Raw genomic sequence first — 12,104 nt, forward strand, 5'->3', positions numbered from 1 at the left:
TCCCTATCCGGCTCATCTGTTGTATACTTTACTGAAATCAAAATGCAGTACAATTTCATACCACAGGTTTTCTAGGGTTCCGCGATGATGCGTCATCGGTCAGGTCCGAGAGAAAACGCACGCATAGCCGTGTACACGGAGGGATAAAAGCCCGGGAGGAGCATCTGTTATTCAGGTGTTCTTTCCGGGCTTTACTTGTGTGTCTCCTGGGGAATACTGCATGAGCAAAGGAGTGATAGACGCGTGAACAAGCATTGGTTACTGGTCATTATTGCCGCCACCTTTGAAGTCATGTGGGTCGCAGGTTTAAAGCACGCGGATAATGGACTGGAGTGGGCGCTTACGGCAGTAGCCATCATCATCAGCTTCGCCGGACTGCTTTATGCAGGGAAAAAGTTGCCTACCAGCACCGTATACGCCATCTTCGTCGGGTTAGGTACAGCAGGAACCGTCATCACAGAGATGGTCTTGTTCGATGTACCGTTTAGCTGGGGCAAGGTCTGGCTGATTGTCTCGTTACTCGTAGGCATTATCGGGCTCAAGCTGGTAACGACGGAAGGGGAACCGGAACAGAAGCGGGGTGAAGTATCATGAGCTGGGTGGCTTTGATATTTGCCGGATGTTTTGAGGTTGTTGGGGTGATGGGTATTACACTGGTCAATCGCAAGCCGTCGGTGCGCTCTTTTCTGACCTTGGCCGGTGGATTTGCATTGAGCTTTGTGCTTCTGGCCTTCGCAATGAAAGACATCTCTATGGGAACGGCTTACGCCATATGGACCGGTATTGGAACGGTGGGCGGTGCCTTGCTCGGGATGATTCTTTATGGAGAATCCAAAAACCTGCTGCGTTTGTTCTTTATTGCACTCATACTTGCCTCGGTTATCGGCCTCAAATTAATTGATTAATCAATATAAAGGAGCAGCCAATGGGGCTGCTCCTTTATATTTCCTTCATTAATTGAAGCTTTATGCTCCATGCAATTGGCGGTGAAGCTCACGAACCTGCTCGGCCAATTCAGGAACAGGCCCTTCAACTACAATATCGCGGATGACCTCCGAAATAGCCAAGGGACGCACGCGGGATGGCGTGACGTTCAGTTCCTGCAACCACTGTACCAATTGAGCCGAGGAACTGGCATACACGATCCGCCCCAACCCCACCCAGCCATGGGCTGCAGCACACATTGGACAGTGTTCCCCGGAGGTGTACACGATGGCCTGAGCCCGTTCCTCTGGCGACATATGATTCGCTGCCCAGCGGGCGATAGCAAATTCAGGGTGCTGAGTATGATCCCCGCCGGATACATGATTATGGTCCTCGAACAGAACCTCTCCACGCTTTGAAACCAACACAGAGCCAAAGGGCTCGTCTCCGACTTCAAGAGCCATACGTGCAAGCTCCACACACCGCCTCAAGTGCTTGATGTCGATATCAGTAATCAAGATGAGAGCATCCTCCTTTGTACATTCATCTCCACCATTATATATGCATGTTTAATAAATTGTCGGCACCATACCTCCGTCCATGCGTATCGGGGCCCCCCGGAATGCAGAAGCATGTGGACTGCACAGAAAAGCAGCTAACCTGCCAATTTCAAAAGGACGTATGAACCGTTGCAGCTCAGACTGAGGGAGATGGGCCGCCATAAACCGCTGTTCTTTCTCCTCGAAGCTAATAGCCTCATCGCCGTAAATACCTTCAATAATGTGCTGCACATTTTCCGATAACGTGGGTCCCGGCATAATCGTATTCACCGTTACATCGGTCCCCGCTGTTAATTTGGACAAGCTCTTGGCTAAGGACAACAACGCGGATTTGGTGACCGCATATTGGGGCATTTTCCCCGATGGCATCACTGCCTCTTCACTAGCTATGAAAATAATACGTCCCGTCTTATTATCCAGCATTCGGGGCAGATAAAATCGAGTTAATCCGTTGGCCGCCAGAACATTGGTGCGGAAATAACTCTCCCACACTTCATCATCGGTATCCTCATATTGCATCATTTCATATATACCCATGTTATTGATCAGAATATCAATGTTGGGATATTTCTGATACAAGGCCTCTCTCTGCTGGTGATCCACCAGATCCGCCGTAGCCCCTTGAGGACTGGTCTCCGGATATTCGGCCTGAATTTCTTGAACCGTCCGCGCTACCTCCTCGGCGCTCCTCCCATTGACAAGAACGTTCACCCCTTCGCTAGCCAACTCCATGGCAATAGCCCTGCCAATGCCTTTCGTTGATCCCGTGACTAAAGCCGTTGTATGTTTTAAACCCATATCCACGATGCATGTCTCCCCTATCCATCAATTTCAAAAGCACTGTAGCTTTCGGATAGGATTTATATTACTCAATCCAGGGCCAAGCGTAACTAGTCTCTGACGCCAAATAACTTGCGGAAGGTGCCAAAAAATTAAAATGCAAGAGGCCTATTCCCTTCCGGATTATGCCTGGGTCCCAATTTGCTTGGCACGCCAATGAGACGGCGTATCCCCCTCCCACAGCCGGAAAGCACGATAGAATGAATTCTGATCTTCATAGCCAATCAGGAAAGCCACCTCTTTCATATCCAGGGAAGGGTCGGTCAAATACTCGCGGGCCTGCTCTTGTCTGGCTTGCGTCAACAGACGCTGGAAGCTCGTATCTTCCTCGGTGAGCCGACGCTGCAAGGTCCGATTACTTAAGCCCAGCTCCCTGGAGACGAGGCCAATCTCTGGGCGTCCTGCGGAGAGATTCCGCTTGATCATCCACTTGACCCTCTCCCTCATCGAATGGCTACGGCCCTCTTCCTCCAGCGTTTCTTCCAGTGCAGGGGTTAGAATCTCCAGCAATTCTTCATTATATGAACTAAACGGGCGATCCAAATCTGATCGATGCAGCGTCAAGCGGTTGAATTCCGTTCCAATACGGACCGGGCAGTCAAAATAAGCTTCCAATTCCTGTACCTCGCCCATAGGGGATTGAAATTCAACATAACGCGCCTGCAAGGGCTGACCTGTCCCTCTGCGCCCAAGCTCCAGGAGAATCGCAAGTGTAATGCCAATCAGCAGGGGTGGACCGGGCGACTCAGTATTCAACCACTCCAACTCCATTTGGCATTGATCGCCCTCCTCCGATATACGCAAGCTTTCAGGCGGACAGAGTCGCTTGTATCGAACCATGCGATTCAGTGCATCACGATAAGTTCGGGCATGATAGGTAGCCAGCACGGTAGGTGGATACTTTGCCGTCTCAAATACCGTAGCCAGCTTGATGATCCCCGCAGCCGTATCCCCGGCAAGTTCAGCATAGGCTTGCCAAATCGCAAAGTATTCAGCGGTCGTAACTTCAGAAGCATTAGTAAGGCTAACAGGCAGACCCGCGCTACGGGCTACATCAGAAGCCGTTATTCCCAACAATTCTAACCCGGCCCAAAACCCGGGAGGTATCTTGATGCGACCGGAAGGACAGAACTCCATAGCTGAAACGGACCTCCTTGAATAATTGTGTTTCTTTGGTACCTACAGATTGAGAATTTCATTACAGTAACAAAAGGGATTGTATGCTATAGTACAAACTCATAACAAATCAAAGAGAGGGATTATGTTGGTAAAACGTTACGCTTTAGCCACGATCAGCCTTATCTTATTTGTAGTAGTCATTGTGTTATCTGTTCAGCAATTTCAACTTCGGCAAGCTCCGCAGGTGTATAACTTCACTGTAGAAACTGACGATTTTCGCCTGCAAGGCCTTGTATTTGTCGTTAATCGGAATTCCAATTCCGTATACTTCACAGGACATAATCTGGAGGCCACCGGGGCAGATAGGCAATTCGCAGGTATAGTCTACAGCATATCGATTGAAGATCAGATGATTTTGTCAGTAAATCAAGCCGACGATCCATTTACACTGCCAGATACTTATGAAGGCAAAAGACACTACGATACCCGCTATCTGATGGAGGATGTCAAAGTCGGCAGTCAAGATACCGTCTATATTGAAATCAAGTATACCGTAGATGGGGTATCCAAACATCTCACGGGCACTGTAAAGCTAAACAGCTTGGTCAAGCCTTTCTCTTCCTCTGATCAGCAGAATATCATTCAGCTATAGGCTTCTCATATATCGTATAGCCCTCTGGATGGCCTACGCAGGTATACCCACTGTTCGCATAAAAAGAATTCAGCGTGTCCACACTCGCTACACAATCCAGACGCACCGTCCTTTTGCCTGGAAACTGCACGCCTGTACTGCACCAGTCCAGGATGCCCTGGCCTAATCCCTGACCAGCATACGATCTTCGCACCGCTAACCGGTGCAAGTAAACAGCCTGATCCTGCGGTGAGGCCTTCTCTCCCCACAATTGCATATCCCATGGGCTTGGCTGACGGAAAAGCATAACCATACCGGCAATTTCAGCTTCATGTTTAAATACAAATACGTCACCTCGACGTATGGCATCTACTGTACCGTGGGAGTCCACTCCCTCCAGTATGCCCTCCCATTGTGTTGATCCGCGGCTTTGCAGCCATTCGGCCACTTCCGTCAGGAGAGCCATGACTTCTTTCGTCTCTTCCGGCACGGCTCTATAGACCTGAAATTCCCCATGAATGACGGGGATGCTAATATGATAATTTGACTCCATGTGTGGTCTCCACTTCCTGACCTTATTTCTTTAATTGCTGTGCCAACTTGAGCACCTCTGTTAGAGGAGCCGCAGCTCCCTTATCACCAATGACAATGGCATCCTTCACCCCGTTAAATAGTGCCTTCAGATCTTCGTTTGCGCTACTATCCAACGATATCGTATACACCTCTTGTTCTCCTTGTTCCGGATAAACTTTGGCAAATGTAATCATCCCTTTACCCAAATCAAAGGAGTAGCTTTTACCTGTTACAAATTCTGTATTGCCCGCATATCCCATTGCGCCATTTGGCATTTTGAAGGTCAACTTTCCATTTTCCGTTTTCATATTGTTGACGAAGAGCTGCTCAGCCAAATTGTTTTGTCCATCTTTCCATTTAAAATCGGTATTGTACATATTATCATGACCGGCAATCGGATCGGGCGCTCCCGTTTCCGCCTCTGTATAAATACTGACCAGCAGCTTGGACTGATTCCACTCTACCTCGGCCCCAAGTGCTTCACTGACAAAGCGCAGCGGTACAAATACACGGGAATCCTGATCTCTGGCAGGCACATCTAATTTCACGATGGCCCCGTCCACAGATGCGTTATCTGAGTCAATTGGCATTCGAACTGTCTTTCCATCCAGCTTGACGTAGACCATTCGCTCTGTCTGATTGCCTACGGACTCCTTCTTATACTCCACTTTGGCCCCCAATGCCTCGCTGACGAAGCGAATGGGCACTAATACTCGGTTATTTTCATAGTAAGGCTGCGCATCAGGGAACTTCAGACTCTTATCATCTACTTGCACATTCACCGTAACCTTATTGGCCGACACCACGGGAGCTATTAAGCCTAGTAACACGATGACGCTACATAAAGCCAAAAGCATTTTATGATTCTTCATGATCTATCACTCCTATACCCTAAGCATATGATTTCCTTCCCCAAAAATCCAATTTCTATAACTATAGCAGTACAGGTAATATATTCATAGGTGATGTTTATAACCTTTTGGGCAAAAGAAAAAGAGCCTACTATAATCGTAGACTCGTGGTGGTGATTCTCTATCCATGTCCTCTATTCCCCGAACAATCCTGGCATACTTAAGTAACGTTCGCCGGTGTCCGGAGCCATGCACAGCACCCGCTTGCCGGGGCCAAGCCGCCTTGCTTCCTGGAGCGCCGCCCATACTGACGCGCCCGAAGATGGGCCCACGAGGATGCCCTCATATCGGGCCAAGTCTCGGGTTGTCTGTAGCGCGTTGTCATCAGCGACCTGAATAATCTCGTCATAAATATCCGTATTTAAAATGCCAGGAATAAAGCCAGGACTGGTCCCTACCAGCTTATGAGGACCCGGCACGCCCCCGGACAACACCGGGGAGCCCTGCGGCTCCACTACCAGAATGCGAATATCAGGAAGCTGCTCGCGCAGAGCCTCTCCCGTCCCGGTAATCGTCCCTCCGGTCCCTGCGGTAGCCACGAATGCATCCAGTTTCCCGTTCAACTGCTCCAAAATTTCCGGAGCTGTGGTCAGGCGGTGGATTTGCGGATTGGCTTCATTTTCAAACTGCTGCGGGATGAAGCTCTCTGGAATGGATTCATGCAATTCCAGAGCTTTGCGGATTGCTCCAGGCATACGCTCGGCGGCCGGAGTGAGCACAACTTGGGCGCCATAGGCCTTCAACAAATTGATTCGCTCTTTGGTCATATTATCAGGCATGACCAGAATCGCGGGGTAGCCCTTCGCGGCTGCATTCATAGCAAGCCCGATGCCGGTATTGCCGCTGGTCGGTTCAATTATAACGGAACCAGGCTTCAGCTTCCCCTGCCGTTCGGCTTCCGCAATGAGGTTGAAGGCGGCCCGATCCTTGACGCTCCCGCTAGGATTGAAGTATTCCAGCTTGACATAGACCTCCGCATCCTGCTCGCCAACCAGACGATTCAGCCGTACGGCCGGGGTATCCCCTATCAGTTCATAAATAGATGCAACCACTTTTCTCCCCATCTTCTGTCATCCCTCCAGGTCTGTATCCCGATAAAACAGCATCATCGGCATCTTGTAAACATACGCAATCACAACGAATATACCAAGCATCATGCCGACGATGACAAGCAGGCTGCTGACCGATAAGCCGCCAATCCCTGTAATCACGTTGGCGATATTGCACCCCGGTGCGATACGGGAAGCCACACCCATTAACAGGCCGCCAATAACGGCATGTGGTATTCGGGAAAGCCTCGGTATACGTAATTTGAAAGAGCGGCTAAGCAACGCGGCTGTAAATGCACCAACAACAAGGAATATGATCAGGATCTCCTCCGGCCCGATGCCGATTCTGGGGAAATTGGCAAACAAACCGTTTAAGTAGGTGTTGTTAAGCACGATATCCTCACCTGCAACCAGCGATAATGCCGTGGCTGCAACACGGGTCTGCGGACCGGTAATTCCGAAGTTGGACAATACGGCGAATTGAATGGTTGCTAGGAGTCCGATAAGCACCGCCACCAGGCGAATATCCCAATGGGACTGTCTTAGCGGATTCTTCTTCCAATCCGTGAAGGTATCCCTGAACCCTTGGAAGAAGGCTTTAACTCCATATTTCCTGAAAGCGATCAGGATCATGCCGCCTACGAGCAGCAAGGGAATCACCACCGGTGGAAACGGCAAAGAGAAGAAGGTATAGCCGGACTCCGAAATTGTCAAAGGCTGGATGAAATAGTCTCTGGCCCACGGGTCGTAGATAAAGGCAAAGATTAAATTGCCGATCATGGCGAACAGGAGTACAATCCAGAACTGAACATACCCCATTCCACAGCGGTACAAGGTCCCTGAACCACATCCCCCGGCCATGGTCATGCCAATCCCGAACAGTAGTCCGCCAATCAGGTTGGTTCCCCCAATCGGTACCGTCCATATATCGGCGACTCCGCGAATTCCCAGGCTGAGCACAATCGCCCAGCCTACCAGGGAGACAGCGATCAGCACGAGTACGCCATGCAAAATCCGGGTGTCCCGTACCGTAATCCAATCGCGAATGGAAGCCGTGAAGCAAAAGTCAGCCTTTTGCAACAGAAAGCCATACAGAAAGCCAAAGACTCCAGCTATGATAAACGTATCGATGGTAAAGGTCATTATGATCATCCGTTTCGTGTAGAAGTTTGATTTACCGGGACAAGCTAAATTTCAGTTCAGATTACAGGCTGAAAGTTAAACCACTCATTGAGCCAGATGGATAGCACAGACAGCTTGTCTAAGAGCAGCAACACACCGAACACAATAAATATTCCGCCGCCTACTCTGGACAATATCCCGGTAAATTTTGTCCACTTTTTAAAGAAGGAATAGAACAAAGCGAAGCCCAGAAAAGGAATTGTAAAGCCGGAGATGTACACCAGCATCAGCAACATTCCCCTTTCCGGCTCCGAGGCGGACAGACCCACAATAGAGCTCAGCATCGGACCGATGCACGGCGTCCAGCCTGCAGCAAAGCCAATACCCAGCATAAAAGAACCGACATAGCTTCCGGTCCTTCCGCTTAGATTCAGTCTGCGCTCACGCAAAAGCCACGAGGGAGAAATCAGCCCGAGCAAGATGAGTCCCATAACCAGCATCAGTAGTCCGCTGCCTATCCGCAGTTCCTTCTGGTACTCCATGAACAGGCGTCCTATGAAGCTGGCCGAGTACCCTAGAGCTAGATAAATGACCGAAATACCGCATACAAACAGCAAAGTGTGGACAACTACTTTAATTCTCTGGCCACTGTGTTGTCCCCCCTGAAGCGTGCCAACCTCCAAGCCGGTAATTCTGGAGAGATAAACAGGAACGAGGGGAAGCATACAAGGCGAAAAAAAGGAGAGTAGCCCGGCGGTACCTGCTAAAGCCAGTTGAACGATCACTCGCTCTCTCCCCTTTCCTTAGTTCTTGCCTAACTGAATTAATGCCTCCAGCTTACCGACGAACTCCTCTCCGGATTGCATCGCACTCGGTCCGATCAGCTTCTCAACAATACGGCCCTCCCGATCCACCAGAACGACCGTAGGCACGGCGAGTACGCCCAATGAACTGCTGGCCATTCCATCAAGATCAAAGTAAGTCGGCATCAGCAAATCATGCTCCTCAACAAAGCTTCTGGCTCCCTCTACAGAATCATCCGGTGTGACATTGACGGAAATAAAAGCAATTTCATCGCTGTATTCCGAATACAGACTGTCGATATACGGAATTTCCTTCTGGCAGTATTGGCACCACGAAGCCCAGAAACTGTACAGAATAGGGCCATCGAGGTCAGAGGTGTTCAGCAATTCATCATCACTGCGAATAGCCGCCAATTCAAAGGCTGGTAAGGTTTCCGTCTGTTCTTTGACCACATCCACAGCAGGAGTCAAGGATCTGTCGGAACAGCCTGAAATAATCACCATGACAAGCGCCAAGCCGGCCACAATGCTTTTTAAGTTTCTTTTCATTTGCTTATCCTCACTGAATCTCAGTTCTTCTTCAGATAGATATGATAATTGCCATCCTCTTCTATGATGCCGAGAAATTCGGCTAACTTGTTCATCTTTACCGCAGCCGGAATCGTCTTCGTCGCGATCGTATGGTCAGTCACCTCAACAACAATTTCGCCGGACTCGGCTTTCTTCAATCCCTTCAATGCCAGGTCCAGGGTATGGGGGCATACCTCCCCAATCGCGTCGATGACATGATCTTTTTTCAATTTGCTCAAGTCTTCTTGGGTATAACTCATTTTACCAACTTCCTCTCCAGATTCTTCATAGAAAATGTAGTGATCACATGCTCCGGCCCGTCAACAACGTCTGCCTCCCAAGCCAGCATGCCCCCCGCATAGTTGTGCACCTTCTGAATACCTTCCGATTGAAAGTATTTAGAGACCTCAAGGCTCCTTCTTCCACTGCGGCAAACCAAGACATATTCCGCTTGTTTGTCGAATTGGTCAATAAGTTCCGGAATTTCCCCCATAGGAAGGAGCGGTATACCCGGAATATGCGCTTCCTGATATTCTTCAGGCTCACGCACATCGATGACATAAATATTGCGCTGCTCAGGATCATTTAATATTTCTGAAAGCTCTGTGGCACTCACATGGGAGACTCCCTCAATGGTTTCAGGCATTACTGCTGCCAACTCCTCTCTTATATTTCAATGTCCGTATCTGCCGAGTTGCCCCACTCTGCCCAGGAACCCTCATAGGGTCTGATGTCCGAATAACCAAGCAGGCGCAGGGAGAAATAGGAGTGGGAACCCCGCACATTCGTCTGGCAGTAGGGAATAACCGTCTTATCTTCAACGACACCAATCGCCTCAAATTGCTGCTTCAATTGCTCATGGGTTAAAAATTTTGCTAAGCCTTCTTCATTCTCAGCTACCGCCGTGGTCCATTCCTTATGCACCGCTCCGGGAATATGCCCTCCCCGCTGATTATCTCTCAAATCTGTGCCTTCATATTCCTCGGAAGAGCGCGTATCGAGAAAGACTACATCGCCTGTACCGATCGCCTGCTCTACCTCCGCTTTTGTCGACACGAGCTTCTCATTGGCTTTGGCTACAAAATTACCCTTCGCTGGTGTAGCCGGATCGATGTCGATATCCTGTCCTTCCGTCAACCATGCGGCATAGCCACCGTTCAGCACCTTAACCTTGTCTTGCAAGCCATAATATTCAAGGGTATAGAAGACGCGAGTTGCACTCAGGGCGTTGCCATCATCGTAGACGACAATCGTCGAATCCTGATTGACTCCAGCGTTCTGCACAACTTCGGTATATTTATCCTCCGGCAAAATAAAGCCGGCAATCTCATTGTCAGGGTCGTTCAATTGGCCGCTGCTCAGCGACACAGCTCCCGGGATATGGCCTTCCTCGTAGCCTTTAGACCGGGCATCAATGATCACCACGTCGGAATCATCCAGATGCTCCGCGAGCCAGGCAACCTCGGCCAACAGATGGGCGTTCGGGTAATCCGCAGCCTGGCTGTCATTGGTTTGCGAAGCATTCACGGCGTTCGAATTGGTGTTACTTGCCGTGGAATTCCCACCGCTGTTGCAAGCCGTTAATACCAGAATGAATGAAAATACAAGTAGAGCTAAGCTTGCGTAGCGACGGTTCGTGTTTGTTTTGTTCATATGCCCTCTCTCCCCTTTGCTTTAATGCCTTGAAAATTTGTATTTTGACCTTGATTTAACTTGATTTGAAACATATACTATCATTATTCCTATTGAATAACAATGTTTATTTTTTAATGGTTTTTTTCATTGTGTACCATGAGATTTATACATAAGGAGAGTACATTTATGCAGACTGGACAGACTTCAAAGGCTGGACGAAGATGGTTGATTTATTGGGGTTTATGGGGGCTCTTCGCCACCCTACTTACGTCTTGCGCATTGGAGACCAAGGAAGAGGCTGAAAAGAGGTTGAACGACTCCGGGTCGGCAGGAAAGCTGACATCCGTACAGTTCTATGTTCCTGTGGAGAATGAAAATAAAATTACTATTGTAGATATCGCGGATGCTTCTGTCGTCGGAGAGATTGAGGTTGGCGAAGGGCCGATGAATACGGTCTTCTCCAGCACCATGCGACAGGCCTATGTGACGAACCATCTGAGCAGTACGGTCTCTTTTATTGACACGATGAGCTTGAAGCAAACGGCTGAAGTAGAAGTCGGACCGATGCCTCACGGGCTTGTCTTATCCGCAGATAACAAAACGCTCTATGTAGCTACGATAGCCGATCAATATCTTTACGTTCTCGATACCCAGAAGGCCGAAGTCACGCAAACCATCGACATGGGCGAAGGCGCCAAGACCAACTATATTACCTCTTACGGCAAAACGATTTATGTGAGCGATCATGAAAATGACAAGGTCTATATCGTTGATACAACGACAAATTCCCTGGAGCGAACTCTTTCAACCGGAAGCTTGCCGCGTGCAGTCAAAGTCTCTGGCGATGGAAGCAAGCTCTATGTTCCGACCGCGAATGACGGTAATCTGGAAATCTATGATACGGCTACAGGAGAACAGCTCTCGGTCATAGCCGCGGTGGAAGGAGCGACTGATGTTGTCATTACAGAAGACGAAGCTGTAGCCGTCATCAGTGGTGTGGAGGGGAATGCCGTAGCCATCATAGATCTGAAGGAAGAACAAACGATAGCTACTATAGAAGACTTACCGGGAGCCAAGCATCTGGCTTTCAATCGGCTGGAAAACAGGGTATATGTGACATTGAGTGAATCCGATGAAATCGCTGTGATTGATATGGCAAGCTACAAGGTCGAATACAAACTCAAAGTCGGTGTACGCCCGCATGGTATTCAGATCAAGGCGCTGCCCGGCATTGGCGGTAGCTGCTGATAGGTGGAATAGATATCGGTGATATACGCCACCTCATTCCAGGCAAAACAAAAGAGCCTGCAACCCTAGCAGACTCGTGGTATGAAAGAAAAAAGAAGTGACCCACTCTAAGGTTAGGG

General features: G+C 49.2%; 16 protein-coding genes and 1 riboswitch. Of the genes, 4 read left to right on the forward strand and 12 right to left on the reverse strand.

Annotated features, from left to right (window positions below):
- Positions 1 to 60 precede the first annotated feature (60 nt).
- A riboswitch (guanidine-I (ykkC/yxkD leader) is annotated at positions 61 to 160 on the forward strand.
- An 83-nt stretch (positions 161 to 243) separates the two neighbouring features.
- On the forward strand, positions 244 to 594 hold the full coding sequence (locus AC1VOR_RS13535; RefSeq protein ID WP_482618486.1) for a DMT family transporter: 351 nt from the start codon (positions 244 to 246) through the stop codon (positions 592 to 594).
- Positions 591 to 905, forward strand: a complete 315-nt coding sequence (locus AC1VOR_RS13540) for a DMT family transporter (RefSeq protein ID WP_482618487.1) — start codon at positions 591 to 593, stop codon at positions 903 to 905. Before AC1VOR_RS13535 ends, AC1VOR_RS13540 begins: the two co-directional genes overlap by 4 nt.
- Before the next feature lie 60 nt (positions 906 to 965).
- On the opposite strand, the gene AC1VOR_RS13545 is transcribed toward AC1VOR_RS13540, so the two are convergent.
- The 3 genes from AC1VOR_RS13545 to AC1VOR_RS13555 all read right to left on the reverse strand — a co-directional run bounded on the left by AC1VOR_RS13545 (position 966) and on the right by AC1VOR_RS13555 (position 3,461).
- Positions 966 to 1,442, reverse strand: coding sequence for a nucleoside deaminase (locus tag AC1VOR_RS13545; protein WP_482618488.1), 477 nt, complete (start codon positions 1,440 to 1,442; stop codon positions 966 to 968).
- A 51-nt stretch (positions 1,443 to 1,493) separates the two neighbouring features.
- Positions 1,494 to 2,288, reverse strand: coding sequence for an SDR family NAD(P)-dependent oxidoreductase (locus tag AC1VOR_RS13550; RefSeq protein ID WP_482618489.1), 795 nt, complete (start codon positions 2,286 to 2,288; stop codon positions 1,494 to 1,496).
- Positions 2,289 to 2,447: 159 nt separating this feature from the next.
- Positions 2,448 to 3,461, reverse strand: coding sequence for an AraC family transcriptional regulator (locus AC1VOR_RS13555; protein ID WP_482618490.1), 1,014 nt, complete (start codon positions 3,459 to 3,461; stop codon positions 2,448 to 2,450).
- A 124-nt stretch (positions 3,462 to 3,585) separates the two neighbouring features.
- On the opposite strand from AC1VOR_RS13555, the gene AC1VOR_RS13560 reads away from it, so the two are divergent.
- The gene (locus AC1VOR_RS13560; RefSeq protein WP_482618491.1) at positions 3,586 to 4,095 is read left to right on the forward strand and encodes a hypothetical protein; all 510 of its coding nucleotides are present in this window, start codon (positions 3,586 to 3,588) and stop codon (positions 4,093 to 4,095) included.
- On the opposite strand, the gene AC1VOR_RS13565 is transcribed toward AC1VOR_RS13560, so the two are convergent.
- The 9 genes from AC1VOR_RS13565 to AC1VOR_RS13605 all read right to left on the reverse strand — a co-directional run bounded on the left by AC1VOR_RS13565 (position 4,082) and on the right by AC1VOR_RS13605 (position 10,755).
- Positions 4,082 to 4,627, reverse strand: a complete 546-nt coding sequence (locus AC1VOR_RS13565; RefSeq protein WP_482618492.1) for a GNAT family N-acetyltransferase — start codon at positions 4,625 to 4,627, stop codon at positions 4,082 to 4,084. The two genes, AC1VOR_RS13560 and AC1VOR_RS13565, sit on opposite strands and share 14 nt — an antisense overlap.
- Positions 4,628 to 4,649: 22 nt before the next feature.
- Positions 4,650 to 5,519 (reverse strand): copper amine oxidase N-terminal domain-containing protein, encoded by an 870-nt coding sequence (locus tag AC1VOR_RS13570; RefSeq protein ID WP_482618493.1) that lies wholly within the window; start codon positions 5,517 to 5,519, stop codon positions 4,650 to 4,652.
- A gap of 173 nt (positions 5,520 to 5,692) precedes the next feature.
- Positions 5,693 to 6,622, reverse strand: a complete 930-nt coding sequence (cysK, locus tag AC1VOR_RS13575; protein ID WP_482618494.1) for a cysteine synthase A — start codon at positions 6,620 to 6,622, stop codon at positions 5,693 to 5,695.
- A gap of 6 nt (positions 6,623 to 6,628) precedes the next feature.
- The gene (locus AC1VOR_RS13580; protein WP_482618495.1) at positions 6,629 to 7,750 is read right to left on the reverse strand and encodes a YeeE/YedE family protein; all 1,122 of its coding nucleotides are present in this window, start codon (positions 7,748 to 7,750) and stop codon (positions 6,629 to 6,631) included.
- A gap of 56 nt (positions 7,751 to 7,806) precedes the next feature.
- Positions 7,807 to 8,514, reverse strand: coding sequence for a cytochrome c biogenesis CcdA family protein (locus AC1VOR_RS13585; protein WP_482618496.1), 708 nt, complete (start codon positions 8,512 to 8,514; stop codon positions 7,807 to 7,809).
- A gap of 18 nt (positions 8,515 to 8,532) precedes the next feature.
- Positions 8,533 to 9,081: a TlpA family protein disulfide reductase gene (locus AC1VOR_RS13590; RefSeq protein WP_482618497.1), complete on the reverse strand. Its 549-nt coding sequence runs from the start codon at positions 9,079 to 9,081 to the stop codon at positions 8,533 to 8,535.
- Between the two features lie 20 nt (positions 9,082 to 9,101).
- A complete protein-coding gene (locus AC1VOR_RS13595) occupies positions 9,102 to 9,362 on the reverse strand; it encodes a sulfurtransferase TusA family protein (protein ID WP_059049871.1) in 261 nt (86 codons plus the stop codon).
- The gene (locus AC1VOR_RS13600) at positions 9,359 to 9,748 is read right to left on the reverse strand and encodes a rhodanese-like domain-containing protein (RefSeq protein ID WP_482618498.1); all 390 of its coding nucleotides are present in this window, start codon (positions 9,746 to 9,748) and stop codon (positions 9,359 to 9,361) included. Before AC1VOR_RS13600 ends, AC1VOR_RS13595 begins: the two co-directional genes overlap by 4 nt.
- A gap of 20 nt (positions 9,749 to 9,768) precedes the next feature.
- Complete coding sequence (locus tag AC1VOR_RS13605) at positions 9,769 to 10,755, reverse strand: sulfurtransferase (protein WP_482618499.1); 987 nt, start codon at positions 10,753 to 10,755, stop codon at positions 9,769 to 9,771.
- Positions 10,756 to 10,923: 168 nt separating this feature from the next.
- Here AC1VOR_RS13605 and AC1VOR_RS13610 point away from each other — a divergent pair, with 168 nt between their 5' ends.
- Complete coding sequence (locus AC1VOR_RS13610) at positions 10,924 to 11,985, forward strand: YVTN family beta-propeller repeat protein (protein ID WP_482618500.1); 1,062 nt, start codon at positions 10,924 to 10,926, stop codon at positions 11,983 to 11,985.
- Positions 11,986 to 12,104: the final 119 nt, after the last annotated feature.

The sequence above is a fragment of the Paenibacillus sp. 1SOY10 genome (assembly GCF_056836745.1).